The sequence below is a fragment of the Devosia pacifica genome (genome assembly GCF_014652635.1).
GTDB classification, from domain to species: Bacteria; Pseudomonadota; Alphaproteobacteria; order Rhizobiales; family Devosiaceae; genus Devosia; species Devosia pacifica.
On the sequence record NZ_BMZE01000001.1, the window covers coordinates 553073 to 579186 of the forward strand.

At 59.9% G+C, this 26114-nt stretch carries 25 protein-coding genes and 2 riboswitches; of the genes, 10 read left to right on the top strand and 15 right to left on the bottom strand.

All coding sequences use genetic code 11. From position 1 onward, the window contains the following. Window positions 1-32: 32 nt before the first annotated feature. From IE127_RS02760 to IE127_RS02800, 9 genes are all read right to left on the bottom strand, one after another. The gene (locus tag IE127_RS02760; protein ID WP_189423088.1) at window positions 33-1217 is read right to left on the bottom strand and encodes an ABC transporter ATP-binding protein; all 1185 of its coding nucleotides are present in this window, start codon (window positions 1215-1217) and stop codon (window positions 33-35) included. A gap of 20 nt (window positions 1218-1237) precedes the next feature. Then, window positions 1238-2134, bottom strand: coding sequence for a carbohydrate ABC transporter permease (locus IE127_RS02765; RefSeq protein WP_189423090.1), 897 nt, complete (start codon window positions 2132-2134; stop codon window positions 1238-1240). Further along, complete coding sequence (locus IE127_RS02770) at window positions 2121-3092, bottom strand: carbohydrate ABC transporter permease (protein WP_189423092.1); 972 nt, start codon at window positions 3090-3092, stop codon at window positions 2121-2123. The genes IE127_RS02765 and IE127_RS02770 overlap by 14 nt, the downstream gene beginning before the upstream one ends. Window positions 3093-3189: 97 nt before the next feature. Further along, window positions 3190-4542, bottom strand: coding sequence for an ABC transporter substrate-binding protein (locus tag IE127_RS02775; protein WP_189423094.1), 1353 nt, complete (start codon window positions 4540-4542; stop codon window positions 3190-3192). 338 nt (window positions 4543-4880) lie between these two features. Beyond that, window positions 4881-5177, bottom strand: a complete 297-nt coding sequence (locus IE127_RS02780) for a YciI family protein (protein WP_189423096.1) — start codon at window positions 5175-5177, stop codon at window positions 4881-4883. Window positions 5178-5195: 18 nt separating this feature from the next. Then, complete coding sequence (locus tag IE127_RS02785) at window positions 5196-6098, bottom strand: NAD(P)-dependent oxidoreductase (protein WP_189423098.1); 903 nt, start codon at window positions 6096-6098, stop codon at window positions 5196-5198. A gap of 2 nt (window positions 6099-6100) precedes the next feature. Beyond that, window positions 6101-7006: an amidohydrolase family protein gene (locus IE127_RS02790; RefSeq protein ID WP_189423100.1), complete on the bottom strand. Its 906-nt coding sequence runs from the start codon at window positions 7004-7006 to the stop codon at window positions 6101-6103. Window positions 7007-7060: 54 nt separating this feature from the next. Continuing rightward, complete coding sequence (locus tag IE127_RS02795) at window positions 7061-7834, bottom strand: RraA family protein (protein WP_189423102.1); 774 nt, start codon at window positions 7832-7834, stop codon at window positions 7061-7063. A 159-nt stretch (window positions 7835-7993) separates the two neighbouring features. Continuing rightward, entirely contained in the window at window positions 7994-8689 is a 696-nt protein-coding gene (locus IE127_RS02800; protein WP_189423104.1) for a GntR family transcriptional regulator, read from the bottom strand. A gap of 147 nt (window positions 8690-8836) precedes the next feature. Between IE127_RS02800 and IE127_RS02805 the strand changes: the two genes are divergently transcribed. Genes IE127_RS02805 through IE127_RS02815 form a run of 3 tightly spaced genes read left to right on the top strand, consistent with a single transcriptional unit; the run spans window position 8837 to window position 12602 of the window. After that, on the top strand, window positions 8837-10042 hold the full coding sequence (locus IE127_RS02805; RefSeq protein ID WP_189423106.1) for a CaiB/BaiF CoA transferase family protein: 1206 nt from the start codon (window positions 8837-8839) through the stop codon (window positions 10040-10042). Continuing rightward, on the top strand, window positions 10039-10827 hold the full coding sequence (locus tag IE127_RS02810; RefSeq protein WP_189423108.1) for an enoyl-CoA hydratase/isomerase family protein: 789 nt from the start codon (window positions 10039-10041) through the stop codon (window positions 10825-10827). Before IE127_RS02805 ends, IE127_RS02810 begins: the two co-directional genes overlap by 4 nt. Before the next feature lie 17 nt (window positions 10828-10844). Then, on the top strand, window positions 10845-12602 hold the full coding sequence (locus tag IE127_RS02815; RefSeq protein ID WP_189423110.1) for a glycoside hydrolase family 140 protein: 1758 nt from the start codon (window positions 10845-10847) through the stop codon (window positions 12600-12602). Between the two features lie 128 nt (window positions 12603-12730). Here the strand turns inward: IE127_RS02815 and IE127_RS02820 are convergent, their stop codons facing one another. Beyond that, entirely contained in the window at window positions 12731-13507 is a 777-nt protein-coding gene (locus tag IE127_RS02820) for an RraA family protein (RefSeq protein WP_189423112.1), read from the bottom strand. Between the two features lie 29 nt (window positions 13508-13536). Beyond that, window positions 13537-14034 carry an RpiB/LacA/LacB family sugar-phosphate isomerase gene (locus IE127_RS02825; RefSeq protein ID WP_189423132.1) on the bottom strand — a complete coding sequence of 166 codons (498 nt, stop codon included), beginning with the start codon at window positions 14032-14034 and terminating at the stop codon, window positions 13537-13539. A 131-nt stretch (window positions 14035-14165) separates the two neighbouring features. Here IE127_RS02825 and IE127_RS02830 point away from each other — a divergent pair, with 131 nt between their 5' ends. Further along, on the top strand, window positions 14166-14900 hold the full coding sequence (locus IE127_RS02830; RefSeq protein ID WP_189423134.1) for a FadR/GntR family transcriptional regulator: 735 nt from the start codon (window positions 14166-14168) through the stop codon (window positions 14898-14900). A 5-nt stretch (window positions 14901-14905) separates the two neighbouring features. Here the strand turns inward: IE127_RS02830 and IE127_RS02835 are convergent, their stop codons facing one another. From IE127_RS02835 to IE127_RS02845, 3 genes are read right to left on the bottom strand one after another with little or no spacing between them, the layout of a single operon-like run. Next, window positions 14906-16381 carry an NAD-dependent succinate-semialdehyde dehydrogenase gene (locus IE127_RS02835; protein WP_189423136.1) on the bottom strand — a complete coding sequence of 492 codons (1476 nt, stop codon included), beginning with the start codon at window positions 16379-16381 and terminating at the stop codon, window positions 14906-14908. Between the two features lie 4 nt (window positions 16382-16385). Then, the gene (locus IE127_RS02840) at window positions 16386-17630 is read right to left on the bottom strand and encodes an iron-containing alcohol dehydrogenase (protein WP_189424652.1); all 1245 of its coding nucleotides are present in this window, start codon (window positions 17628-17630) and stop codon (window positions 16386-16388) included. Window positions 17631-17634: 4 nt separating this feature from the next. After that, window positions 17635-18633, bottom strand: a complete 999-nt coding sequence (locus IE127_RS02845; protein ID WP_244639900.1) for an Ldh family oxidoreductase — start codon at window positions 18631-18633, stop codon at window positions 17635-17637. Between the two features lie 77 nt (window positions 18634-18710). On the opposite strand from IE127_RS02845, the gene IE127_RS02850 reads away from it, so the two are divergent. The 3 genes from IE127_RS02850 (at window position 18711) to IE127_RS02860 (ending at window position 22321) form a co-directional block, all read left to right on the top strand. Beyond that, the gene (locus IE127_RS02850) at window positions 18711-19397 is read left to right on the top strand and encodes a GntR family transcriptional regulator (protein WP_189423140.1); all 687 of its coding nucleotides are present in this window, start codon (window positions 18711-18713) and stop codon (window positions 19395-19397) included. Between the two features lie 179 nt (window positions 19398-19576). After that, window positions 19577-19681: riboswitch (guanidine-I (ykkC/yxkD leader) on the top strand. A 119-nt stretch (window positions 19682-19800) separates the two neighbouring features. Next, on the top strand, window positions 19801-20580 hold the full coding sequence (locus tag IE127_RS02855; protein WP_189423142.1) for an N-acyl homoserine lactonase family protein: 780 nt from the start codon (window positions 19801-19803) through the stop codon (window positions 20578-20580). After that, window positions 20573-22321, top strand: a complete 1749-nt coding sequence (locus tag IE127_RS02860; protein WP_189423144.1) for an oligopeptide/dipeptide ABC transporter ATP-binding protein — start codon at window positions 20573-20575, stop codon at window positions 22319-22321. The genes IE127_RS02855 and IE127_RS02860 overlap by 8 nt, the downstream gene beginning before the upstream one ends. A gap of 101 nt (window positions 22322-22422) precedes the next feature. Here the strand turns inward: IE127_RS02860 and IE127_RS19670 are convergent, their stop codons facing one another. Next, window positions 22423-22776 (bottom strand): hypothetical protein, encoded by a 354-nt coding sequence (locus IE127_RS19670; RefSeq protein WP_244639902.1) that lies wholly within the window; start codon window positions 22774-22776, stop codon window positions 22423-22425. Between the two features lie 31 nt (window positions 22777-22807). Between IE127_RS19670 and IE127_RS19675 the strand changes: the two genes are divergently transcribed. The 3 genes from IE127_RS19675 to IE127_RS02875 all read left to right on the top strand — a co-directional run bounded on the left by IE127_RS19675 (window position 22808) and on the right by IE127_RS02875 (window position 26057). After that, the gene (locus tag IE127_RS19675; protein WP_244639983.1) at window positions 22808-23167 is read left to right on the top strand and encodes an ABC transporter permease; all 360 of its coding nucleotides are present in this window, start codon (window positions 22808-22810) and stop codon (window positions 23165-23167) included. Window positions 23168-23169: 2 nt separating this feature from the next. Continuing rightward, window positions 23170-24159 (top strand): ABC transporter permease, encoded by a 990-nt coding sequence (locus IE127_RS02870; RefSeq protein WP_189423146.1) that lies wholly within the window; start codon window positions 23170-23172, stop codon window positions 24157-24159. 166 nt (window positions 24160-24325) lie between these two features. Next, a riboswitch (guanidine-I (ykkC/yxkD leader) is annotated at window positions 24326-24433 on the top strand. Between the two features lie 64 nt (window positions 24434-24497). After that, on the top strand, window positions 24498-26057 hold the full coding sequence (locus IE127_RS02875) for an ABC transporter substrate-binding protein (protein WP_189423148.1): 1560 nt from the start codon (window positions 24498-24500) through the stop codon (window positions 26055-26057). Window positions 26058-26114: the final 57 nt, after the last annotated feature.

Here is a 26114-nt window from a genome sequence, read left to right on the forward strand (position 1 = left end):
CTTTAAATTATGTTCGGGCGGCGCAGGGCCGCTCAGGTGATGGCTTCGCCGGTCTCGCCGTCGAATAGGTGCAGCCGCTCGGCATCGAACCGCAATTGCACGTTGTCGCCGTATCGGACCTGACTTTTGGCTGTGAACCGAGCGATGCAGCGCGCGCCGTCGCCTTCGTTCGCATGCAGATCCTGCAAGCTGTCGGAACTCGTCACGACGGCCGGTTGCGCGTTGAGGTTGAGGTGGACATTGATGTCCGAGCCAAGCGCTTCGACAAGGTCCACCTTGCCCTTGACGATTTCGTCTCCGGGCGCTGGCTCAGTCTGCTCACGCGCATCGGCAATATCTTCAGGCCGAATACCCAGAACCACCCGCTTGCCCCGATATCGTGACAACTGCTTGTGTTCAGCCACGATGGAGGCTGGCACGGTGAGCGTATTGTCCCCGAAAATCAGCCGCGCTGAATCGTTGGCACCGGACTCAAGATCAGCCCAGTACATGTTCATGGTCGGCGAGCCGATGAAGGCAGCGACGAACATGTTGCAGGGCTTGTTGTAGATATTGCTGGGGCTGTCGATCTGCTGCAGCACGCCATCCTTCATCAGCGCCACCCTGTCACCCATCGTCATGGCCTCGACCTGGTCATGGGTAACGTAGATTGTGGTGGTGCCGAGCCGGCGCTGCAGGCCCGCGATTTCTGCCCGCATCTGTACGCGCAGCTTCGCATCGAGGTTGGACAGCGGCTCATCCATCAAAAAGGCCGATGGCTGACGCACAATCGCGCGGCCCATCGCGACGCGCTGACGCTGTCCACCCGAAAGCTGTCCCGGCTTGCGCTTCAGGTAATTTTCGAGCTCGAGCACTCGGGCCGCTTCTTGAACCCGCTTTTCCGTTTCCTGGCGCGACATCTTCGCGATCTGAAGAGGAAAGGCGATATTGTCGTAGACCGACATGTGCGGGTAGAGCGCATATGACTGGAACACCATCGCGATGTCCCGGTCTTTTGGATGCATGTCGTTGACGAATTCGTCGCCGATCCACACGCCGCCGTCCGAAATCTCCTCCAACCCTGCAATCATGCGAAGCGCGGTCGATTTTCCGCATCCGGATGGCCCTACTAGGACTAGGAACTCGCCGTCCTCCACCTCGAAGCTGAGATCTTTGACAGCCTTGAGCGCTCCCCCGCCATAGATCTTTGTGACGTTTTGCAGCGTTACACTGGACATACCTGCCTCCCGGAGCCCTGTTATTTGAAACCTTGCGTCGCGATGCCCTTGGTGAGCAGACGCTGCGAGGCAATGAAGAAGCCCAGAACCGGACCGATTGACACGAGCACCATGGCGAACAGCCCGCCGAACGAGGATTGACCTCCGCTTGGATCGAGAAACAGCCTCAGCGCGACCGGAACGGTCATGGCATCGGTGTCGGTGAGGTAGATGAGCTGCGAAAAGAAGTCGTTATAGGTATTGATGAAGGTGAAGACCGCGGTGGTTGCGAGCGCGGGCATCGTCAACGGCAAGATAATCCGCCAATACCGCTGCCAGTAGGAGGCTCCGTCCACCACGGCAGCCTGCTCCAGCTCGCTTGGAAGCGAGCGCATGAACTGCACCATCAAGAAGATGAAGAACGCATCAGTGGCGAGGAACTTCGGCACGACCAGTGGCAGGATCGTGTTCACCCATCCGATATTGAGAAAGAAGATGTACTGCGGGATGAGCTGCACATGGATAGGCAGCATGATCGTCGTCAGCATTGCCGCGAACAGCAGCCACTTGAGCCGAAAGTTGAGCCGGGCAAAAGCGTAGGCGGCCATAGAACAGGCGATCAGGTTTCCGAGGATCGCCAGGGCGCAGATGATGAACGAGTTCACATAGAACGTCGTGAACGTCAGGTCGCCGTAGAGCTGCCAACCGCTGGTGAAGTTTTCGAGAGTCCAGTTGGTGGGGATGAACCCCATCTCTCCGAAGATCTCCTGCTCAGGCCGCAGGGCACTGAAGATCATCCAGATAACCGGATAGAGCATGATACCCAGGAGCGCGATCAGCAGGGCGTGTAGCCCGAGATGCCGTAGCAGACGAGCATTTCGCCGCTGACGCCGTTGCGAGGCGAGTGCTTCGGGATCGTAGGTCTTAGCGGTCGCCATAGAACACCCAATATTTGGAGGTCCAGAACACGAAGGCTGTGCCGATGCCGATCGCCAGCAACAGAACCCAGGCCATCGCGGAGGCGTAGCCCATCTGAAGCTGCTGGAAGGCCTTCTGGTAAAGATAGAGCGAGTACAGGAGCGTCGAATCCACTGGGCCGCCGCTACCCCCGGAGACCACGAAGGCCTGCGTGAAAGACTGGAAAGAGTTGATCAGCAGCAGCACGGTGTTGAAGAAGATCACCGGAGTGATCAACGGAAGCGTGATCCGCCTGAACCGCTGCCACGCGTTCGCGCCATCGATCGAGGCGGCTTCATAATAGGATTCTGGAATCTGACGCAGCGCCGCCAGAAAGATAACCATCGAGGCCCCGAAGGTCCAAACGTTCAGCGCGACGATGGTCGGAAGCGCGAACGTGGGACTGTTGACCCAGCCGCGACCCGCCATGCCGAACCAGCCGAGGATCTCGTTGACAACGCCGCGGGCACCAAAGACCTCTTTCCAGAGCAAGCCTATGCCCACGCTCGCGCCGATCAAGGAGGGCACGTAGAAAAGCGAGCGGTAAATTGCCAGCCCCTTGAGGCCGCGATTGAGCGCAACCGCAATTGCTAGTGAGAAGATAAGGACGAGCGGCACCGACCACCCGACATACTTCAACGTCACCCATATGGAGCTGATGAAGCGGCGATCTCCGCCAAACAGTGTCGCATAGTTCTCGAGACCAACCCAGTTCGGCGCGGCGGTGACGCGGTAATCGGTGAAGCTGAGATATAGCGACGCCAGCATCGGCAGACCGGTGATCCCGACAATGCCAAGCAACCAAGGCGTCAGGAACAGATAGGCCGCTCGATTTTCGGACTGTTTGAGTGCAGAGCCCGACCTGTTCTGTGGAATTTCGCGACGGCGTGGCGCCGGTTTGGACGTGCTCTTGGCATCGTCTGGAGCGAGGGTCGTCATGGTCCTCCCCAAAGCATCGGACTACGTCTCGGCTGAGATCGCTGGCAATGGCCTCGGGGCGCGACTAGGCGCCCCGAAACCTTACTTTTTGCGAAGGCTAGGACTGGCTGGCTGCCTGATCGAGCTGCTGCTGCAGGTCGCTCATGAACTGGTCCGCAGCATCTTCAACCGACAGCGAACCAAAGGCGACTGCCTCATAGGCACGGCCGAGGGTGTCATCCAGTGCCTGATAGCCACTCGGCGGCCAGAACACTGGGTTCGCCGTCTCGCCGACCTCCTGGTAGAGCTCGATGTGACGAACCTGGGTTGCCTGCGTATCCGGATTCTCGGCCTGCGCCGTTGCAAGCGAGTCTACCGCAACCACGCCGTTATCGGACTCATAGATGTCCGCAGCCTCGGGGTTTTGGGTGAAGAAGTTGATCCACTCCGCAACCACCGGCCATTTCTCTTCCGGGCAGTTCGCACCGATCGCGATGCCGTTTGCGCCGAGGTCCATGCCTACCGTGCCATCCGGACCGACCGGATATGGCATAATGTCGATAGTGGCGCCTGGGCTTACGGTGTCCACGATGGTCTGCACGGAACCGAGCTGGTTTGGCGGACGGTTCGTCACGAAGCCGCGGGCATTGGCGAGGTTGGATTGCTCGATCAGAGCGCTGTTGTCCTCGATCATGACCTCTGGAGGCTCGGTGACGCCCTCCTGGCGCAGGGCTTCCCAGTAGTTGAACCACTCGATCACCGTATCGCGCGAGAACGCGATCTCGGAGCCATCGAACACGTCTTCACCGTGAGACTGCACCCAGGGGATGAACGCGTCGGGTTCAATGCCCATGTTGTGCGAGGCAACCGCGCCCTCTTCCAGAGTTGGCAGAACATCGCGCAGATACTGCGCAAACTGATCCCAGTTATACGGGTACTCAGGCCGCTCGACGCCTGCTTCCGCAGCTGCCTCCGCCATCTGCTCATTATACATCAGAGCAAAGTAGAACACCCCGTGCGGGATCATATAAAGGTTGCCGTCGGGGCCGCGCCCGGACTCCAGCACCGCCTCGGGAATGCCCTCGACGTTCAACGTGCCATCGGCGACCATGTCGTCCAGTGGCATCAGGATGTCTTCGCTCGCGTAGGTTGCCAGCCAACGCGTCTGCATCGTGATGGCGCAGGGCTGATTGTTACCGGTGGTCTGAATGGTCAGACGCTGCCAATATGGCTCCCAGTCAGCGTTCTCGCGCGAAATCGATACGCCCGGATGCTGCTCTTCAAACAACTGGATGATCTGGTCCGTCTTGTCGTTGCGGACCTGACCGCCCCACCAACTAAACCGAATATCGCCTTGCAGGTCGCTATCCTGCGCTACCGTAGTGCCCGGCACGGTGGCCAGCGTCAGCGCGATTACTGACGTGGCGATGGCCGGGCGCATTGCGGCTCCGAAAAGTCGTGATTTCTGCATGGTCTCCTCCCGTTGAAATTACTCTGCCGCTGATCCTGCGCGCCGGGTCCTTCCACCGCGCCAGCGTCTGGCAATCAACAGCGGCGCGTCGAGTGCCGATATACCTCCCACCGGATCCACGACCGCTTGCTGTATGCATATTCTTGTATGCAAGAAAGAACAGTGTCAACGGCTCTTTCACCCTAGCTTGCTCTTTCTGACGGAATAATTTCGCCGTTATCACCCAAAAAATCGCGCTCATCAGCCTTGGAATGGCGCATACTGTGTCGAAACTGTACCAAACGGTGCGAGCGCCAGAGGCGACTAGTCACTCCAAGTCTTGTATGCACAGATCTCGGTTAGCTCTTGAGGTCGTCCGGGCGTTTCATGAACCAGTCCCAACGCGACACGTCGAGGGTTTCGAACACCCCTTGCGTCCAATAGGGATCAGATCGTGCGAATTGCTCTGCGGCCTGCTGATTGTCGGCGCGCATGACGATCATGCTGCCAATCGGCTCGCCTTCTGAATCAAGATACGGGCCGGCGAGTATGAGATCGTCACCCAGGGCCGAGTAGTACGCCCGGTGCTCGCTTCGGAACGCCAGTCGGCCGGACATTCCATCAGCCTTGTCACGCCCGCTCACTATGAACAGCATACTACCCTCCTCGAAACTCTAGTTTTCTTTCGACTGATAGAGCCGCGATACGGACGCACCGTCCTGCATCTCATTTCCCGCTTCGGTGTAGCGGCGGTACTGGCTGATGGAGATGTCGAGCAGAGGCAGATCGAGGCCTAACTCTTCCACAAAGTGGGCAACAGACTTCAGGTCCTTGTTTACCTGGCGGGCATAGCTGCGTGGTGGATCGAAATCCTCGGCGGACATCTGGGTGTAGATGCGTTGCAGAATCTGGCTGTCAGCCAGGCCACCCTTCAGGCAAACAGGCAGCAGATCCGGGTCGACACCGGCAGCTTTGCAAATGGCCAGCAATTCAGCCATCAGGATATAGTTGGCCCCAACAATCGCCTGGTTCAGGATCTTTGTCTTCTGCCCCGAGCCGAGCGCTCCCATATGGGTAACGTTTGAGCCGATATCGCGGAGGATCGGCTCCACCGTTTTATAAAGTGCGTCATCACCGCCAGCCATCACCGTCAGCCCGCCCTCGCGTGCCGGTTGCGGCCCACCGGACATCGGCGCATCCACCCACTCAGCACCGAGTTCATCCTTTAGGCGCGGCGATAGTTTGAGTGTGGCATCTGGAGAGGTCGTCGAAAGATCGATCAGAACTTTGGCGCCCGTGCCGGCACTCGCAAAGCCATTCTCGCCAAAACAGACGCTCTCGATAGCATCGTCGCCCAGGACACAGACCAGCACCACGTCTGAATTACTCCAGACCTCGGCCGGCGAGTCGACCCATGTGGCGCCGCTCTCCTTCACTTCCTCGAAGCGCTCCGGCTCAAGGTTCCAAACGGTCACTTCGTATCCGCAGTCGCGCAGGCGCGACGCGATCGGTGCGCCCATGATGCCGAGCCCGATAAAACCCAACCGGGTCTGCTTGCCGAATATCTGTTCTGCCATGCCTACACCTCTCGCGTGGGGTCGATCCGGTAGATGCGCGCCGCATTGTCGTGGAAAAGCGCCTGTTGTTCGCCGGGCGTAAAATCCTCGACAGCATCCCGAAAGCCGTTGAAAATCGTGCTGAATGTTCCGACGAGGCTATCGACGGGAAAATTCGAGGCGAACATGCACCGGTCCGCACCAAAGATTTCGATCGTATCGCGGATGATCGGGCGGTTCTCCGCGGACTCCCAAGGCTTCCCTTTCTGCCCGAGGCCCGAAATCTTGATCGAAATGTTTGGGCACTCGGCTGCACGCATCAATGCGGCACGCCACCCAGCCAGCCCGTCATCGCTGCGATCTGCAGGCAGGCCAGTGTGGTTGATGATAATCTGAGTGTTCGGATAGGCTTCCGCGAGGTCCGCGGCCTCTGGCAAGTGCCACCAAGGGGTTTGCAGGTCGAAGCTCAACCCGTTAGCGGCGAGCATCGAAAATCCTCGGCGAAAGGCCGGATCGCCCATGCTGCCCGGCGCGCCTGGAACGACATCCCCCGGAGCGGAAGCAGCTTTTGGCTTATGCCTTATGCCGCGCACGAAATCGGTCTGACCATGCGCCGCGAGCACACTCTCCGCGTCGTCGCGATCAAGCCATGCCTGGGCCACCATTACACTCGGGAGGCTCTCCCGCTTGCGCAAACTGTTCACCCAGGCGACTTCACCAAGGGGATCTGTCGGATCCCACTCCGTCTCGATGAACACACTAGCCGCGAGTTCGAACTCCTGCGCATCTTGCCGATAATCGGCGGGCAAGTAGCTCTTTTTGATCGCGTCATAGTCGCCGTAGCGAAAGTTGACCGGCTTGTCGGTCAACCACGGCAGGTAATTTGCCTCAAGGTCCCAAAAGTGCTGGTGCGCGTCGATAATTCTCACGAATGACCTCCCGCTGGAGGGAGCCGCCAAGCGGCCCCCTTGTCGTTGTCCGGCTCAGGCTTCAAGCTGTGCGTAGTGGCGATCGATGGCATCCGTATCGACGCTCTCATCGTGCGTGCGGCCGAGTGCGTCATAGCGTTTGCGGCGCGCATTCATGTCGGCAATCAGCACGGCCTTGGCGTGCAATGCCACCTGCCGCGCAATCTCGATCGGTACGACGATAAGGCCGTCGTCATCGCAGCCGACGATATCACCCGGCCGCACCTGCGCACCGCCGATTCCCACCGGTGTGTTCAGCTCCACCACCTCGATGCGGCCTGGAATGATTGTGCGACCGCGTTCGCGGCAAACCATCGGCGTCTCCTGCATTGCGACTTCACCAGTGTCGCGGCAGTGTCCGTTGGTCACGATGCCCACGGCGCCACTAGCCTGCAAAGCAAGGACATTCTCCGAGCCGAAAAAGCCGACCTCGCCCGAACTCCCCACGTCGGTCACGACCACACTACCCTGTTTGACGAGATCGTTCAGCCCGCGTCCATTGTGGCCATATTTTTTGAACCAGATCCCGTGTGCGCCAACGATATCTTCGGTGGTTTCAAGCTGCCACATCGGCTTGTTGGCCGGCACACAACGCTGGGTTACTGCCGGTCCCCAGAACTTCATCCCGAGCCAGAGGGGACGAATTTCCTGCGAGACCAATCCGATATTGAAATAGCCGAGCCCATCCATAGCGTCGGCAACGTCCACAACACGCAGAGGCTCGAAGTACTTGCGGATGTGGTACGGATCTACGGCGTTGCCGTCTGAATCTTTCGGCTCGTAAGACATGGCGAATCCTTGCTGGCGCCCAGTAGCGCCGCCTCTAAATGGAATTGATTTGGAGGGCTCCTCCCCGTCCGCCTGCCATTCTTGTATGCAAGGATGCATCAAGTCAAACGGTTTTCGGACGCAAATGCATCCAATGCGAGAGTCGATCGGCGCTAAGCGTTATTCAGCGCGAGACTGAAGGAAAGGCAGGCTGTTGAGAAAATGCTCGCGCGTCAGCTGCGACAGCAATGCCCCATCGCGGGCGGCCAAAGCTGTGAACATCTTGGTATGTTCGAAAAGCGCGCCAGTCCAACGACCGGTATCCAGGTTCGCCAAGGCTCGCGCCCTCTCGACCCTCGGGGCGAGAGACTGCCACACTGACAAAAGTACTGGATTTGCTGCGATTTCTACCGTGCGTTGGTGAATAAGCTGATTGACCCGCATATATGGCGCACGCTCTTTTCGCGCGTGAAAGTCGATCATTTCCGCCAACAGACGACCGATCTCGCCGATCTCGGCTTCGGTTATTCGTTTGCAGGCGAGCTCCGCCGCAAAGCCTTCCACCGCTCCGAATACGACAAACAAATGCTCGAGATCCGGCGCCCGAAGCTGCGATACGACAACGCTGCGGTTCGGCAGCAGGTCAAGCAAACCCTCGGCCGCCAGCGTGCGAAAGGCTTCGCGTACGGGTGTGCGTGACACGCCAAGTTGTTCGCATAGCTGCAATTCTCGCAAGCGCGCGCCTGGTGGAAGCTCCCCCGAAAGGATCATGCTGCGCAGGCGAGCGGCGGCTTCTGTATGCAGCCGGCCCTTCTTTCTGCTGGCTGAACTATCGAGAAGCTCTTCGATATCGCCGATTTCCGGGTGTTTTTCCATATCTGCTCGTATGCAGCTTCTCGCCGAAATGCAAGATCCGGGAATGTCCCCCTTGATTTTTAAGCGCGGCACGTCTTGTATGCAAGAATTCACAAGGAAGGGTTTTGACGGCTGTCGAAAATCCTTGCGGCCAATGGGGAGGAGCCAATGTCCGAAGGTGGTGCCGAAGACGGCTACAATAACGCGCGCCAGAATGGGCTGCCGCTCGCTGGCCTGCGCGTTCTGGATCTCAGCCAGGTCATGGCAGGTCCATTCTGCTGCATGCTGCTCGGTGACATGGGCGCCGACGTCATCAAGGTTGAGCCTCCGGGTGTGGGAGATCAGACACGAAAGTCGATGGGATTTCGCATGAAGGGCGAGGACAGCCCCGGGTTCCTGGCGCTCAACCGAAACAAGAGAAGCATCACGCTGGACCTCAAGTCTGAAGAGGGACAACGCGTTCTGCACCGGCTGGTCGAAACCGCCGATATTCTAGTGGAGAACAGCCGTCCTGGCGTCACGAAAAAGCTCGGTGCGGATTACGAAACGCTCTCCAAGATCAATCCGAAGCTGATCTACGCGAGCATCTCCGGTTTTGGCCAGACAGGTCCCTGGTCACAGCGCCCGGGATTCGACCTTATCGCACAAGCGATGGGTGGCATTATCAGCGGCACCGGCATTCCAGGCGCCGAGCCGGTCAAGTCCGGTATACCCGTGGGAGATCTCGGTGCAGGGATGTTTGCCTGCTATGGCATCCTTTCGGCGGTCATCGGCAGGCAAAGTTCCGGGCTGGGCCAATATGTCGACACCTCCTTGCTTGATGCGGCCCTGGCGCTTTCCGTGTGGGAAAGCACTGAGTACTGGGCCACAGGCAAGTCGCCGGCGCCGCTCGGCACCGCCAACAGGATGAGCGCCCCCTACCAGGCATTTGCCGGCTCGGATGGTCACTTCGTCGTAGGCGCGGCAAATCAAAAGCTCTGGCTGATCTTCTGCGATGTCGTTGGGCGGCCCGAGCTGCGGGACGATCCCCGCTTCAAGGACAATATCGATCGCGTCCAGCGCCGGGACGAACTTGCAGAGGTCTTGCGCCCGACATTCCTTGGACGGCCGGCAAATGAATGGGTGGAACTGTTTCTCGCGGCAGGCGTGCCTGCCGGACCGATCAACGACTACAGCGTCGCGCTCGACAACGAGCATGTTCATCACCGCAAGGCAGTGATGGAGATCGAGCACCCGGTTGAAGGAAAGTTCAAGGCGCTCGGCTTTCCAGCCAAGCTGTCGAGAACTCCCGCGAGCGTACAAAGGCCGCCTCCCCTGCTCGGCGAGCACAACGATGAGATCCTTGCGGAACTCGGCATGGGCGCGAACGCATGAGCATGGATTCCGACAACGCGAGAGTTACGCTCGAGCGTGAAGGCGCGGTCGCACATATCACGTTCGATCGGGCCGAGGCGCATAACGCCTTCACCTGGGCGATGTATGAAGAGCTGGACGCAATTCTTGCAAGCCTCAGTGACGATCAGAACCTCCGGGTCGTGACCCTTCGTGGCGCGGGTGGCAAAGCGTTCGTGGCCGGGTCCGACATCTCCCAATTTCATGAATTCTCCGGTGGCGCCGACGGCATCGCCTACGAAGCCAAGATGAATGGGTATTTCGACCGCCTTTTGGCCGTCCCGGTTCCAACTGTTGCCATTATCGATGGCTGGGCTGTCGGCGGGGGTCTCAACATTGCTGCGTGCTGCGATATTCGTATTGCGAGCCGCCGCGCGCGCTTCGGCAGCCCGATCGCCCGGACAATCGGCAATTGCGTCTCGATGCAGACGTACAACCGCCTTGTGAGTGGTTTTGGAGAGGCGCGCGCGAAGCGCATGCTGCTGCTGGCCGAATTCATCGATGCAGAAGAGGCAATGGCGGCCGGGTTTTTGGCACGGCTAAGCGAACCCGACGCGATTGATGCTGATGCGAATGCGGTCATCCAGCGCCTGCTCGAGAACGCCCCGATCACACTGCGGGTCAGCAAGGCGGCAATCGGGCGCATCCTGGCCCGCGACATCGATCCCGCCGACGATCTGATCTCACTCGCATACGGCAGCGAGGACTTTCGGCGTGGAGTCGACGCATTCGTCAAGAAAACGAAGCCGGAATGGCAAGGCCGCTAGAGCGGCGGGGAGGACTCATGAGCAAGTCAGCAGATGCGATCGGCGTCTGGGCCAGACTCGATCTGAATTTCAAATCCGAGAAGACCTTCGATAATCCCTATACGGATGTCGATATCTGGGTCGATCTTGAAGGTCCCGGTTTCTCAAAGCGAGTTTACGGCTTCTGGAACGGCGGCAACGACTTTGTCGTGCGCGTGCTGGCAACGGGCCCTGGAGAGTGGCGCTGGAAGAGCGGGAGCACGCCAGAAGTTCCAGGCCTCTCGGGGGTCTCGGGAAGCTTCGTGGCCAAAGCCTGGGACACCGCCGATCTTGAAGCCAATCCCAATCGCCGTGGCATGCTTGGCGTGACAGCCGATGGCCGAGGTCTGCAATATGCCGATGGCACGCCGTTTTTCCTGTTGGGAGATACCTGGTGGTCCCTGCCCAGCTTCCGCTTTCCACTCTCTGAGGACAAAGGCTCGCCGGAGAACCTCGGTCCGCAGGCGAGCCTTAACGACTACGTTGCAAAACGCAAAGCACAGGGCTTCAACTGCGTCGGCCTGATCGCCGCCCAGCCGGCCTGGGCAAACGATGGAAAACCTAACAGCCTGCAGATGGACGACGGCACGTGGGTGCGCGCCGCCTGGAAGCAGCCGGGCACGACATCTGCCAAGGACATGCACAACGAAGGCGGGCGGCCTTTCGAGTTTCCAGGAAAAGTGCCGGGCTTCGAAGACGTCTTCCCGGATATGGATAGGATAAACCCCGAGTATTTCAAGGTTCTCGATCGCAAGATGGATGTTCTCAATGACGAAGGGATGGTGCCCTTCATCGAGATTTCACGACGCGACAGCGGCCAGTGCTGGCAAAAATTTCACGACTGGCCCGAGTCCTACGCTCGTTACGTCCAGTACATGATGGCGAGGTACGGCGCCCATATCAGCCTGTTCAGTCCCATTCACTACGATTACTGGGGCCAGACCATTCCAGCCGAGGACTATAATGCCGCGATCAACCTCGCCCTAGAGCGACACGGCAAGCCGCCCTTCGGCACATTGATGACCGCCAATCCCAACCCCTCGACGCTAATCAACTTCGGGCCTGACAGTTGGGTGAACCTTCACCAATCTGGCAATGTGCGCGAGCACTACACCTATTGGTACCTGACCGATATGTTCCAGGCAGAGCATAAGCCTGCGATCAACGGCGAACCCTATTATGCGGGACTGCACCAGCTCGGTGAGCCTTATCCGCTCCGTGTTGACCCGGACAGCGAGGATGATCGCATATATGTGCGCTCGGGCCTTTACGGCAGTTTCCTTTCGGGTGGGCTTGCCGGCTTCATCTATGGTGCCGAGGGCATCTGGCAATCCGACATCGAGCCCGAGTCGCTTCACAAGATGTGGGACAGCTTTTCCTGGGAATCAGCAAATCAGGTCCAGCACCTGAAAGCTTTCGCGACGATACAGGACCAGCGCTATCTCGACCTGATCCCGTCCTCCGAGCTTGTAGTGCCCAATAAAACTGGCCCCGGATACAGCTACAAGGGCTGGAGCTATTGCGCCGCAACGCAGGATCGCTCCTGGCTGATGCTGTATTTCGAAGCTACCGCGCCCCTCGAAGCGACTGTGCGTGCACTGCCCTCAGGTGCCAGCTATCGTCCACGCTTCTTCGATCCGCGGCGCGGCGAGTGGGCGGAAGCTGGAGATGCAATTACCGTTGCGCGGAGCGGTGTCCTCACCCTGCCCGCCCGACCCGACGAGTCGGATTGGGGCCTCATGCTGGAGCGACTTTGAACTGAAAGCGTCATGACCCGACGATGAGGGGCGCCTTGGCGCCCCTTTTTTTGCTGAGAGAAGCGGCCCGGCCATGTAGGCCAGACCGCTCTATCTCTTGCGCTAAAATACTCTAGCGAGATGGACGACTACGACTTCCCGAGCCGCTTCATGAAGTCTTCCCGCTTCTTCTTATAGGGATGCGGCGGCATGTCCGGGAACATCGATTGGGTCGATTCATCCGGCTCGATCCCGAGGGCTTCGAACAGCATCGCACGATCATACCGGTCGTTCTCGGATTCCTGCTTGGCGTAGTAGATGACGTCGTCGATCACGTCCTGCGGCACGACGATCGCGCCATCGCCATCAGCAACCACGAGATCACCCGGACGCACCGTGGCGCCGCCGATCTCAACCGTTGAGTTCGGCTCACCGAATTCCACGCGCCCCTGATACATGGGCTGGACGACCCAGCGGTGCCAGCACGGCATTGCCTTTTGGTAGAGCTGCTCATCGGTATCGCGAGCACCACCATTGGTGAGCACACCTTTCACCCCCTTGGCGGCCCACACCATCGAATCCATCGAGCCGACCGCCGGAGTTTTCTGACCGAGCGTATCGATGACCAGAAAATCACCCTCGCCGACCTGCTCACGGAAATCACCCATGTTCCAGAGCTGGCCGTACCAGTACTCATAGGCCCACTTGGTATAATCCTCGGGTGAGAGCTCCGGCACGCGGATCTGCGTCGGGATATGCTTGTAGGTTTGGGCAAACCCGGCGGACTTGGTGCGGTATAGTGGCCGGATTTCCGGATCCACCGTACCGACATGGTGCAGACCAACCCAATCCATGCCGTCACGAATGTCTGTCACCCGCAACTTGGCGACGGTGTCGAGTATTTCCTTGCGCTTGCTGGCGTCCATGAGACCCCTCCCTTTCAGATCAGTTATGTTCAACTGCCGCGTGCCCGGTCCATCTCGGCCAGTTTCTCGACGCGGCGGCGGAATTGCGGTTCGGAACTGAACTCGGCAGCCAGGAACGCTCGCGTCACGTCAGCGGCGATTTGCTGACCGACAATCCAGGCGCCAATACAAAGAACATTGACGTTGTCATGCTCGACGCACTGACGCGCCACGTAGGTGTCGTGAGCCACAGCCGCGCGAATCCCTGAGATCTTGTTTGCCGCGATGCAGGCGCCGGCTCCGGTGCCGCAAACCAGCACGACCCGATCGACCTTCTCAGTCAAAATGAGATCGATCGCCGCACGCGTTACATCCGGAAAATCAACTGGCTCTTCAGACGTCGCGCCGAGCGCAATCACCTCGTCGCAATGCTGCGCCAACAGATCGCGAATGAACCCCTTCATCGGAAATCCCGCATGGTCCGATGCAAGGCCGATCGCCTTGCGGCGAGGGATCTCAATGCCCGTGTGCTGCAGCGTCTCGCTCATTCGGCGTCCTCCCCTTTGCCAAGTAGTCTTACCGTGGTATTACCACTTGTGCAAGGGCTTCTGCCCTGCGCTGCGTTGACAGCAGTCCGAACGACGGTCATGTGCGGGACAGGAATTTTAAGGAACGAACTATGGCCGCTGCGCTGACGCGACAGGAAGAGCCGGAAGCGAAGGGCTACGACAAGGTCTTCGCTTTTGTGCGCGATCAGTTGTTGTCCGGTCAGCTCAAGGCCGGGGACCGATTGCTCCCGGAAAGAGAACTTGCCGCCCAACTCGGCGTCAGCCGCCCTGTCATACGCGAGGTTCTCCGCGCCCTTGCCGCAATCGGTGTTCTTGAGATCCGCCACGGATATGGGAGCGTGGTGCGTCAGCCCGGGTTCGCTGAATTGGGCGATCTCTTCACCATGATGCTGGCGCAGCAGGCAGAGGTGGTGGAAGACGTCATGGAGGCCCGTATAGCAATCGAACGGCAGGCGATCCGCCTTGCATGCCTACGCGCCACACCTGCCGATATCGCAGCATTGCGCCATGCCCTGCAGCGAATCGAGGAAACCGTGAGAGACCCGGAAGTCGGCGGCGATGCAGACTTTGCGTTTCACGACGCCCTGATAGCGGCGGCGCATGCACCGACGCTCGCCAGCCTCCATGCGGCGATTGCGATTCTCCTCAAGCGCTCGCACTTCGAGCGGCGCGAGCGCATCATCAACCTGCACGGTATCGATGCCTACCTTGTCGAGCATCACCGAGATCTCTTGGCTGCAGTGGTAGCCCGCGACGAGGAGGCCGCGGACAGACTATTGATGCAGCATTTCGAGATCGGTGCCGACTTCCAGAGGCAAGCTGCCGCTGAACCGCGGCAGAACTAACGCGCCTACCACTCGGCAGCGATGTACTTCGCCTCGCAGAACTCGAGAATGCCGTGATGCGAGCCCTCACGGCCAAGCCCCGATTGCTTGACGCCGCCGAATGGCGCTGCCGGGTCGGAGACAAGCCCGCGATTGAGACCAATCATGCCCGCCTCGATCTGTTCCGAGACACGCAGGCCCTTCCCCAAATCCTTGGTGTAGACATAGCCCATCAGGCCATATTCCGTGGCGTTCGCCATCCTCACCGCTTCGTCTTCGCTATCGAAGATGGCAACCGGCGCGACGGGGCCAAAAATCTCTTCATTCATGATGCGTGCATCGGCATCCACCTGCGAAAGAACCGTTGGCGGAAAGTAAAAGCCTTCCCCGGCTTGTGCCTCTCCGCCCGTTAGCACCGTCGCGCCCTTCTTGAGAGCTTCCTCAACCAGGCTCCCGATCCTCTCCACTGCATCCGGGTTGATCAGCGGTCCGCATTGTGTTGACGCAACATAGCCCTTGCCGACCTTCAGACTTCCCATCCGCTTTGCCAGACCATCGGCGAACGTTTGAGCAACGCCGCGCTGCACATAGAAGCGATTGGCGGCCGTACACGCCTCACCGCCATTGCGCATCTTTGCAATCATTGCGCCGTCGAGTGCCGCTTCAAGGTCTGCATCGTCGAACACGACGAAGGGCGCGTTGCCGCCGAGTTCCATTGAGCACGACACGACCGTATCGGCCGCCTCGCGCAGCAGCTTGCGACCAACTTCGGTGGATCCGGTGAACGACAATTTGCGCACGCGTGGATCGTGCAGCATGGCACTCACCGTCGCACCGGACTTCGAGGACGTGTAGACATTGACGACACCGTCCGGCACCCCCGCCTCGCGGTAGATATCCGCGAGCGCGTAGGCGGTGAGCGGCGTCTCCGTAGCAGGTTTCAGCACAACCGTGCATCCTGCAGCCAAGGCCGGCGCAATCTTGCGCGTCGCCATTGCTGCCGGAAAATTCCATGGCGTCACCAGCACGGAAACACCGATCGGCTGGTACCGCACGATGATGTTGTTGTTGCCGCCAGGCGCCCGATAAAGTTCGCCGTTCAGCCGTACGGCCTCTTCGGCAAACCACCGGAAAAACTCGGCGGCATAGGCGACTTCCCCCTTGGCATCTGAGAGCGACTTCCCGTTCTCGAGCGAAATCAGTTCAGCCAGCATGTCCTGCCGCTCGATCATCAGCTCAAAACAGCGTCTGAGGATTTCAGAGCGCTGGCGCGGTGCAGTCGCCGCCCAACCGGGCATCGCATCCGAGGCCGCTGAAACTGCATCCATCGCGTCTTCGACCGTGGCATCGGCAACCGCAGCGATGACCTTGCCGGTCGATGGATCGAGAACGTCGATCCGCGCGCCGCCTTGCCCGGGGCGCCAGGCGCCGCCGATGAAAAGATCGGTCGGCAACTGGGAGGGATCGAATGAGATTTCCGGAATTGGGCTGAATTTGTTCATGATTTCAAACGGCCTGCGAGTGTGTGGAAGACGTGCTGAGCATGTGGCGGTCTCCGGCATGTGCGGCCCCGATTAGGGAGCGCATCGACTGCTGGTCGATCGGCCTGGGATTGTTCTTCACCAGCCGGGTCGAAAGCATCGCATGTTCTGCGACCCAGTCGAGGTCGGACGCCGCCAGCCCCAGCGCTTCGAGAGATTGCGGAACGCCGATTCTCTCCAGTAGCTGCTCGATGTGTCGTATTGTGGACTCAACCGTTGCATCCTCGCTCTCTTCGAAAACCTCAACGCCGAGCGCCCTGCCGACGCGAACGATGTCCGGCCCCGCATTCGGCCGATTAAACGCCAGTGCATATGGCAACATGGCGGCAACGCCGAGTCCGTGCGGCGTATGAGTCAAGACACCGATTGGGTATTGCGCCGCGTGACACACCGACGTTCCCGCCACCCCGAACGCCTGTCCCGCCAGAAGTGATCCGAACATCATGCGGGCGCGGGCGGTCTCGTCCTTGGGATTCGCGTAGGCCTGCTCGAGACTGGCCCCGATATACCCGATTGCAGCGAGCGCGTTGAGATCGCTGATCTCATTCTTCCCGATAAAGACGTGCTCGTGCACGGTGCCGTGGTCAGGGGCACGCCGCGCCGTAGTGAAGGCTTCGATGGCATGCACCAACGCGTCGGCACCGGAGATGGCAGTCAAACCCGGCGGACAGGTATAGGTCAGCTCCGGATCGCATATGGCGGTGTGTGGAATGAGGTGCGGACTTGCGATGCCGACCTTCAGGGCGCGATCAGCATCCGCCACCACCGCGACCGGGGTGACCTCCGAGCCAGTGCCTGAGGTCGTCGGCATGGCGATGACTGGCAGCGTCGGCCCCGGAACCTTGAACTCGCCATAATACGATGAGAGCGGATCGCCATGCGCGAGGAGCAGAGCAATGGCCTTGGCGGCATCAATGCAACTGCCGCCGCCGATCCCAAGCACCATTTCGGCGCCGAGCACCTTGCCCGCGCTCACCCCGCCGACCAGCGATGCAGCGGGAAGTTCCGGCTCGACACCGGCATAAACGGAAAACGCCACGCCCGTCGAACGTATCACATCCATCAGTTTGGCAAATTCCTGGTCGGCTTCCAGTCGTGCATCCGTCACGACCAGAAGCCTGCTACCGAGCGCAGCCGCACTCTTGCCGACAGAGAATCTCTGCCCTGCCCCGAACACGACATTTCTGGGTGATCTGGCGACACCAAACATCAATCTAAACCACTTCCTGTTGCAGGCGCAGCAACTGCGCCCATAGCCCTTCATCGACGGGTACGCCGCCCTGCCGACGCTCCGCCCGTAGCGCGCGGCCTCGCTCCCCCGGGATACGGACCCCCGAAAAACCGTCTGCCGGCGGGGAATTTCTCAGCTCATCGAGATAGGCGTCGAACGCTGCCAGTGGCTGGTCGATCAGAATGAACAGGTCGGCCTTGTTCGCAACCTCGGTCGAGTCCAGCGTTCCCTTGACATCCCGGCCAATGCTGGCGCCTGCAAGACCGGAAACCAGCAGTTCGAACGCAAGACCGAGAGCGTAGCCTTTCGCGCCCCCGACAGGCGCTATCGCCCCTTGCTTGGCCCGCTCCGCATCTTCGGTAACCACGCCATCGGCATCGAGCGCCCACCCGGCCGGTATCGCTTCACCGCGGGCCGCGTGATCGTGAATTTTGCCCATCGAGACGACACTCGTGGCGGTGTCCATCACGAACGGCTCCGGGGCGCCGGGCACGCCGATGGCGATCGGGTTGGTACCGATCAAAGCTCTACGCCCGCCCCACGGGTGGACCAGCGCTTCGCTTGTCGAGAACGCGATGACGGATTGGCCCGCGTTCGCCACGCACTCCGCGTAAAAACCAAGGCTGCCGATATGGTTTGAGTTGGCGATGGATACGACCGCCGTTCCCATCTCCCGCGCTCGCGGCATTGCCGCATCGAGTGCGTTTAGCGCAACCACCGGGCCGAGGCCTCTTTTTCCGTCGACCCTCAGAAAGGCGGGCGAAACCCAGTCGCAATCTCCGCGCGCGTTCGGATCCGTGACGCCATTCGCGATGCGTTCGATTATGCGCGGCAACCGCAAGAGACCGTGTGAAGGCAACCCACGCATCTCTGCGTCGACAAGCAGATCGCACTGCAGGCGAGACTGGTCGCGTGGAACGCCTGCGCCGGCCAGCAGAGCCAACACCACCTGCTCGATCTCACTCTGTTTGAGTACCGGCACTAGATCAGATCCGATCGGATATCCCATTGTTGGCTGGACGCTAGGGTGCTATCCGTTCGGTGTCAACGAGGCTGATCATGACGATACGCGCAAAGCCGGAGACCGGCAGCTTGATACAGAGGCCGCCACGTCTGGGCGAAGAGGTCTACAACGCCATCTACGCTCAGTTGATGACCCTGCAGATACCGCCTGGGGCGCGCATTTCAGTCGATAGCCTAGTGCGTGAGCTCGGCGTCTCGCAGACACCGATCCGCGAGGCGCTTTCACGGCTGGAAGCCCAGGGGCTCGTGACCAAAACACATCTCGTCGGCTATAGCGCAACCAACCAAATTGACAGGAAACGGCTCGAACAACTCTACGAGCTTCGGCTCTTGCTCGAGCCCCACGCTGCAGCCATGGCGGCTACCAATATGAGCGATGAAGCGCTGAACGACTTGGAGACTCTGGCTGCGGACATGATGCTTCACACCGATGAGAATGAAGACCCACGCGCCGCCTATAGTCGCTTCGCCCGCAAGGATTCAGCATTTCACGACAAGATTGCCGATGGCAGCGGCAACGAGCTGATCCAGGAAGCGCTGGCGAGACTTTACATCCACGTTCACCTGTTCCGGCTGTTCTACCATACGCTGGCGACCGCGACCGCGAATACAGAGCACGAGGAAATTCTTGACGCTCTCAAGCGGCGCGCGCCCGAAGATGCCGAAGCCGCGATGCGCCGACACATTGCCCGCTCGCGGGAACGGTTCATGCTCGCCGTGTGATATTCAAGCAGGCAGTTACGGCTGAGTGCAGCGCCGCTCGCCACAGCGCAAAGCACCGCTGCTGCAGCCTAATAAATCGGCACTGCCCACTTTCCGCGCATCGCTATTTCCGTACTTTCGCCGAAAAGCGCGCTAATCGCCGTTTCTGCGCGCTGGCACACCGTTTGCATAATTTTCTTTGAGTTGGTCGCTAGGGTTCCGGCGCTTTTGCGCGGCAGGTCCGAGAGCGACCACTGGCCGAACGACATCGGTCAGATGCACGGCGGGATAAAAGCCCGGGAGACCTCGTTGGCCAAGGGATTGGCGAGCGTCGACTCTCGCTGGTCCCTCAAGTGAGAGGGAAACGCGTAGTGCCTTTGATAAACACCAATTCTGAATCGCGAGCAGGCACAGGAGGTGCAGCATGACCTCTGTCAGGCGCCTGTTCGTGTTGTTATGCGGCTATGAAATCCTGCCGATAACCGTTTCTCTGCGCGGTGCGAATCCGCGGTTCATCGTCTCGGTGCCGATCTGCACCTACCTGCTGGATACCGAAGCCGGTTGGGTGCTGTTCGATGCCGGTCTCGACAGCCACCACCTCACCGACCCCGCACAGGTCGAGAAGTACTTTTCGCGCGATGGCTGGTTCCCACCGCCGGTGGTTGAGCCTGTGCACGAAATGGAAGAGCAGCTTCGCCAGATCGGCATCGGCTTTGAGGATATCTCGATCCTCATCCTGTCGCATCTTCACGCCGACCATAGCGGCCATATCAAGCGGATGCCGCAAGCAGAGATCATCATCCAGAAGCGCGAATACGACTACGCGTTCTCCGACGAGCCAAAGGTCGCGTACTTCCCCGAAGACTACGATCTGCCGGGCCTCAACTGGACTGTGATCGATGGCGATCAGCAGCTCATGCCCGGCATCGACGCGATCTTCACCCCGGGGCACACCCCCGGCCATCAGTCGCTGGTCATTGATCTGCCGTCCAAAGGTAAAACCATCCTCACCGCCGATGTCGGCGACTGGATCGAGAACTTCACGCAAGAGATACTTCCGGGTTCGGCCACCAACGACGAAGAAGCCATCGCTTCCATCCACCGCATCAATGATCTGCACCAGCGAACCGACGGCGAGATGTTCCTCACGCATGATCCGGTTCTGGTCCGCAAGATCAAACTGGCCCCGGATTACTATGTGTGAGGAGGCACTTTCCATACACGGGCTCCACGTTCGGCTCAGCCGCGACGGGCGCGCCAGTACAGTGCTGGACGGCATCGATCTCCGGCTCACGGCAGGCGAAGTGGTGGCGCTGGTCGGCGAAAGCGGCTCGGGCAAGTCGACAATAGGCTTGGCGCTTCAGGGCTTGCTACCGGCAGAGAGTCTGCCTGAGATCAATGGCAGCATCCGCATTTCCGGCCAGGAGGTTGTCGGCGCCAAGCCCGCAGCGCTGCGTCAGGTGCGGCGCAGCCTGATCCGCTCAGTGCCGCAAGACCCGATGGGTGCCCTCAACCCTACGATGACCATCGGCCGGCAGATGCAGGAATCCGGCATCGAAAGGACCGAAGCGCTTGAGTGGTTGGAGCGTGTCGGGCTGCCCGACCCTCAGCGTATTGCCGCAGACCTGCCGCATAGGCTCTCCGGCGGGCAACGCCAGCGGGTTCTGATTGCCATGAGCATGGCAGCAAAGCCGCGAGTGCTGATTGCCGACGAGCCGACCACCGCGCTCGATGTGACGGTACAGGCGCAGATCCTCAAGCTTCTCGCCGATCTGGCCCGCGAACAGGATACCGCCATCCTCTTCATCACCCACGATCTGGCAGTCGCGTCGCAACTCTCGGATCGTGTCATGGTGCTGTTCGGCGGCCGCATCATGGAACTGGGCGATACCCAATCCGTGGTGGACGCCCCGGCTCACCCCTATGCAGCCGGGCTTCTTTCGGCGCGCTTTGACCTGACCTCGGATCGCGACCGGCAGCTGGCGACACTCTCCGCCGAGGCCGGCAGCGAAAAGCTCGAGGGCGCACAGTGCAACTACGCGGCACGCTGTCCGCTCGCCACATCCATATGTACACAGCGCCGGCCTGACTTCGCCAAGCGGGGCGAGAACCGTCTTGTAGCCTGCTTCAATTCAGATCGTGTCCCCGAATTGCTCTCGAGCCGCCGCGAAACGCCTGCATGGCCGCACGCTTCGCCCGGCGAGGTCGATGCGCTCGAACTGTTTGCAATCCGCAAGAGCTTTGCCTCCGGCAAGCGCACCCGAACCGAGGTGCTCTCTGGCATCAATCTAAAGATCAGGCTCGGCGAATGCGTCGCCCTCGTCGGCGAAAGCGGCTCCGGCAAATCGACGCTGTTGCGGATCGCCGCCGGCCTCGTCACGCCCGATGAAGGTGACGTATCCTGGCCCGGCGGTGATCTGCCCCAGGTCGTGTTTCAGGATGCTAGCGCCGCGTTAACACCTTGGCTCACCATCGGTGAACAAATTCGCGATCGCTTGCGCCCGCTTCGCCTCCCAAAGGCAGAGCAGAACGCCCGCATTGCCGAGGCGCTCGAGCTTGTCGGCATCGACCCGGCACTGTCTTCCGCCCTGCCCGCCGAACTCTCCGGCGGCCAGTGCCAGCGCGTCACCGTCGCTCGCGCGGTTGTGGTCCCGCCACGGCTTCTGCTGTGCGACGAACCCATCAGCGCAATGGACGTTTCGCTTGCCGCCCAGACACTTAACCTGCTGGGCACGCTACGGCGCCAGATGAATATGGGCATGCTCTTCGTCACCCATGATCTCGCGGCGGCGCGCCTGATTGCCGACCGCATTGCGGTTCTCGACAAGGGCAATCTCGTCGAGATCGGCGAGCCGGATCAGATCATTTCCGCGCCTGCTCACACTTACACCAAAAGCCTCGTCAGCGCCGTCCCGCGCATTGGCGCATCAATCAAGGGGGCATGAGGATGTCGGTCTCTCACGCACCACAAATCTCAATGGTTTCAAAGCGATGGTCCTGGTTGCGCAGGGTCGGCTGGGTCGAGCGCATCGGCCTTTTGGGCGTCCTACTGATCACCATCATTTCGATTTTCGGGCCACTTCTGGCACCGTTTGATCCGATGCTTCGGGTGGCCGATGCCTATTTGCCGCCGAGCCTTGAGCACCTCTTCGGCACCGATGAAATCGGGCGCGACCTGTTCTCGCGCGTCTTGCTCGGCGTCCGCTACACCTGGCTTCCGAGCCTCGCCATCATCGGCATTGCTCTTGTTATCGGCAGCACCGTCGGTGTCTTCGCCGGCATGATGGGCGGTTGGGTCGATGCCTTGCTGCAGCGTATTGTCGAACTGTTTCTCGTTCTCCCGTCGACACTTATCGCCATTTGCGCTAGGTCCAGGCCTTATAAACACCATGATCGCCATCACTATCTTCTGGTGGCCCTGGTACGCCCGTATGTCGCGAGACGAGGTTCGGCGCATTCGCAGCCGGCCGCACGTAGAGGCAGCAAGAATGTCCGGGGTCAGTGGCCCGCGGCTGATGCTGCGCTACCTCTTGCCCGGTGCTGTGCCGACGCTCCTCGTCGCCTCGACCCTTGATGTCGCCAACATAATCCTGACCCTGTCGCTGATGTCCTTCCTCGGGCTGGGCCTGCCCGCGCCCGCGCCTGAACTTGGTGCAATGACCGCACGCTCAATCGGCAGTCTGACGGTCTATTGGTGGCTGCCGATTCTGCCGGCGGTTGCGATCTTTGTGCTGTCTGTCTGCGCCAACCTCGCTGGCGACGGCTTGCGCGCAGCTTTGCGGGGAGCGTGACCATGGCTGTTTATCTGCTCAAGCGCCTGCTCGGACTGGTGGTGGTCCTCATGGTCATGAGCTTCATTGTCTTTTGCCTGCAAAGCATCATACCGGCTGACCCGGCACGGGCGATGGCCGGGCCCTCGGCGCCAGAAGAAACCATCCAAAAACTGCGCGAGGACATGGGGCTCAACGATCCGCTTTTGGTCCAGTACGGCAATTTCGTCATGAGGCTCGCAGAAGGCGATCTTGGCACTTCGGTCCGCACGCGCCAACCGATTGCGGCTGACGTCTTGCGCTATGGCCCGGCCTCGCTCGAACTGATCATCGCGGCGATGCTCCTTGGCAGTCTTCTTGCCTTTGCTTTCGCTTTCCTGCAGTCGATCGTTCGGCGTTCTGACGGCATCAGGGTTCTGATGCTCGGCCTTGGATCCGTGCCAATTTTCTTGAGCGCGCTCCTGCTGGCATATTTCCTCTGGTTCAAGCTCGGCTGGTTTCCAGGCAATGGCCGGCTCGATATCCGGCGTTTCAGCGGACCAACCGGCTTTTTCGTGCTTGACGGGCTGTTACTTGGACGACCAGACATCAGCCTGTCGGCACTTCGTCATCTGGCCCTCCCAGCCCTCGCGTTGTCGGTGCCTATTGCCGTGTCGGTCGGACGCTCTCTGAACTCGTCGCTGATCGATGTGATGCGTCAGCCCTATATCCGTACGGCACGTGGCAAGGGCCTGAGCGCCAGCGGCATCTTCCTGCGCCATGGCCTACGCAATGCCGCTTCGGCACCACTGGCGATGCTGGGCCTGCAGGTGGGTCTGTTGTTCGGCAATCTGTTGATTGTCGAGCGAGTTTTCGCCTGGCCCGGCCTCGGCCTCTATACTGTGCAATCCTTCGCCACCTCCGACCTGCCAGCGGTGCTTGGCGTCGCTTTGGTGTTCGGCGCGTTCTACATTACCGTGACAATGCTGGTTGAAATCGCCCAATCGCTGGCTGATCCGCGCATCGCACTTTAGGTAACGCGCAAGCCTTTCCGCCTAATTTCTAAGCACATGCACCAAGGCCGATCATAAAACAAGCATTTATACCACTTAAGTATACAGTTCTCCAGACTAAAATTCAATAATTACAACACTTTGCGAACTTCGGCACTCTGGCACGCAACTTGCAAAACTCTTCTCCGAGAGTGGTGGCTAGGGTTCCGGTGCACGTACTGCATGGCTGGTCCGAGAGCTGCCACCGGTGGGCGGCTGTCCATTGGATGCACGGCGGGACAAAAGCCCGGGAGACCTCGTAGCCAGTGGGATTGGCGCGGATGGTCTTCGTCAATCCCCTGTTAGACAGGGAGCAACCTATGACAATTCAAAGACTGCCGGGATACCGGCAACGCTATCTTCGCTGCGTACTTTCGGCCGTGGTGGCCTTAGGGGCCGTTGCGGCCAGCGCGATGCCCTCTGCGGCGCAGGAAGTGCTGAGGCTACCGATAGCGACTGATTTTGACTCATTCGATCCCGACAACGCTTTCGAGATGGACGGCCTCGCCGCCATCAACAATGTCTATGAAGGCCTGGTGGAATATGTCCCCGGCAGCGCCGATATACGCGGACGGCTGGCGACCGACTGGGATGTTTCAGACGACGGCCTGGTCTATACGTTCGACCTGGTGAACGGAGCGACGTTTCATGACGGCACCCCCGTCGATGCTGAGGCCGTGGTCGCCTCATTTCAGCGGCGCAAGGAAAGCGACCTGATCCTCTCCTATTTCCTGTGGAATCTCGAAGAGATCGAGGCCACCGACGAGGACACCGTCGAGCTGACCCTCGGCATGCCGCAGCCGTCTTTTCTCGACAGTCTCGCGAGCCCTTGGGGACCGAAGGTCATCAGCCCCACGGCCCTTTCAGAACATTCTGGCGAAGACAATGCTGCCGAATGGCTCGATACGAATGCCGTGGGCACCGGCCCGTATCAACTCGCCAGCTTTGATCGTGGCCAGGGATATGTGCTGGAACGCTACAACGACTATTATGGCGATCCGGCCTTTTTCGACACCATCGAACTTCCCCTCATGCCAGAGGTCAGCCAGCAGGTACTGAGCCTTCAGACCCAGGAAGTTGATGCAGTGCCAAGCAACTATCCTTGGGCGCAACTTGCGGCGTTACCCCCGGGGCTCGAAATTACCACGGCGAAGAGCACGTCGTTGATTATCGGCTTCATCAAACCCGACTCGCCACTCACCGATCCTGAAATTCGAGAAGCATTCCTCACCGCCATCAATCCGGAAGGCTGGGTTGAGGATGCGTTTGGCGCATACGGGCATCCTGCCAAGTCACTCTACCCAACAATCATGCTCGATCCTGAAACGCCGCTGAGTTTTCCGACAGACGAGGACGCCGCCAAACAGACCGTTGCCGATGAAGGGCCGATTTCGCTCACTATCGGAATCAGCACCGAGGAAGCCAATGCTCTAGGACGAGTAGGCGATCTGATGGTTGCGGAATTGGCGGCAATCGGCATCGACGCGACCGTCACCATCCTGCCCTCTGGCGCCGCTTTTGGGCTCAGGGACAACCCGGACGGCCCCGACATGTATATCGGCAAACTCACACCGGACGCGCTCCATCCTGAAAACCAGGCGGCCATCTTCTTTACCGAGAACGCGCCGATCAACTTCTACGGTCGCGGCCTTCCCGAGGCGGACGCACTGGTTGCTGAAGCCGGGACGCTGACAGATATCGCCGAGCGCGACGCGCTCTATGAAGAAGCAAGCCGACTCTACATCGAGAACGGCCTCTTCATTCCGCTGGTCGAGGTGGATGATGTGGTGGTGCATCCGGAAGGCCTTGTCGACTTTGACCTGCGCGCTGCCTATGCGCCCGGCAATATCGACTACGGCTCCGTGCGCTGGGCCGACTAAAAACCGGGTGGCTGCTGCGGCAGCCGCCCTTCTCCGCCAGCGAGCCGAGGTTTGAAG

Excerpts from the sequence above, each read along its gene's own strand:
- IE127_RS02760 (WP_189423088.1), bottom strand. The coding sequence starts at position 1,217 with ATGTCCAGTGTAACGCTGCAAAACGTCACAAAGATCTATGGCGGGGGA.
- IE127_RS02765 (WP_189423090.1), bottom strand. The coding sequence starts at position 2,134 with ATGGCGACCGCTAAGACCTACGATCCCGAAGCACTCGCCTCGCAACGG.
- IE127_RS02770 (WP_189423092.1), bottom strand. The coding sequence starts at position 3,092 with ATGACGACCCTCGCTCCAGACGATGCCAAGAGCACGTCCAAACCGGCG.
- IE127_RS02775 (WP_189423094.1), bottom strand. The coding sequence starts at position 4,542 with ATGCAGAAATCACGACTTTTCGGAGCCGCAATGCGCCCGGCCATCGCC.
- IE127_RS02780 (WP_189423096.1), bottom strand. The coding sequence starts at position 5,177 with ATGCTGTTCATAGTGAGCGGGCGTGACAAGGCTGATGGAATGTCCGGC.
- IE127_RS02785 (WP_189423098.1), bottom strand. The coding sequence starts at position 6,098 with ATGGCAGAACAGATATTCGGCAAGCAGACCCGGTTGGGTTTTATCGGG.
- IE127_RS02795 (WP_189423102.1), bottom strand. The coding sequence starts at position 7,834 with ATGTCTTACGAGCCGAAAGATTCAGACGGCAACGCCGTAGATCCGTAC.
- IE127_RS02800 (WP_189423104.1), bottom strand. The coding sequence starts at position 8,689 with ATGGAAAAACACCCGGAAATCGGCGATATCGAAGAGCTTCTCGATAGT.
- IE127_RS02805 (WP_189423106.1), top strand. The coding sequence starts at position 8,837 with ATGTCCGAAGGTGGTGCCGAAGACGGCTACAATAACGCGCGCCAGAAT.
- IE127_RS02810 (WP_189423108.1), top strand. The coding sequence starts at position 10,039 with ATGAGCATGGATTCCGACAACGCGAGAGTTACGCTCGAGCGTGAAGGC.
- IE127_RS02815 (WP_189423110.1), top strand. The coding sequence starts at position 10,845 with ATGAGCAAGTCAGCAGATGCGATCGGCGTCTGGGCCAGACTCGATCTG.
- IE127_RS02820 (WP_189423112.1), bottom strand. The coding sequence starts at position 13,507 with ATGGACGCCAGCAAGCGCAAGGAAATACTCGACACCGTCGCCAAGTTG.
- IE127_RS02825 (WP_189423132.1), bottom strand. The coding sequence starts at position 14,034 with ATGAGCGAGACGCTGCAGCACACGGGCATTGAGATCCCTCGCCGCAAG.
- IE127_RS02830 (WP_189423134.1), top strand. The coding sequence starts at position 14,166 with ATGGCCGCTGCGCTGACGCGACAGGAAGAGCCGGAAGCGAAGGGCTAC.
- IE127_RS02835 (WP_189423136.1), bottom strand. The coding sequence starts at position 16,381 with ATGAACAAATTCAGCCCAATTCCGGAAATCTCATTCGATCCCTCCCAG.
- IE127_RS02840 (WP_189424652.1), bottom strand. The coding sequence starts at position 17,630 with ATGTTTGGTGTCGCCAGATCACCCAGAAATGTCGTGTTCGGGGCAGGG.
- IE127_RS02850 (WP_189423140.1), top strand. The coding sequence starts at position 18,711 with ATGACGATACGCGCAAAGCCGGAGACCGGCAGCTTGATACAGAGGCCG.
- IE127_RS02855 (WP_189423142.1), top strand. The coding sequence starts at position 19,801 with ATGACCTCTGTCAGGCGCCTGTTCGTGTTGTTATGCGGCTATGAAATC.
- IE127_RS02860 (WP_189423144.1), top strand. The coding sequence starts at position 20,573 with ATGTGTGAGGAGGCACTTTCCATACACGGGCTCCACGTTCGGCTCAGC.
- IE127_RS19670 (WP_244639902.1), bottom strand. The coding sequence starts at position 22,776 with ATGGCGATCATGGTGTTTATAAGGCCTGGACCTAGCGCAAATGGCGAT.
- IE127_RS19675 (WP_244639983.1), top strand. The coding sequence starts at position 22,808 with ATGTCGCGAGACGAGGTTCGGCGCATTCGCAGCCGGCCGCACGTAGAG.
- IE127_RS02870 (WP_189423146.1), top strand. The coding sequence starts at position 23,170 with ATGGCTGTTTATCTGCTCAAGCGCCTGCTCGGACTGGTGGTGGTCCTC.
- IE127_RS02875 (WP_189423148.1), top strand. The coding sequence starts at position 24,498 with ATGACAATTCAAAGACTGCCGGGATACCGGCAACGCTATCTTCGCTGC.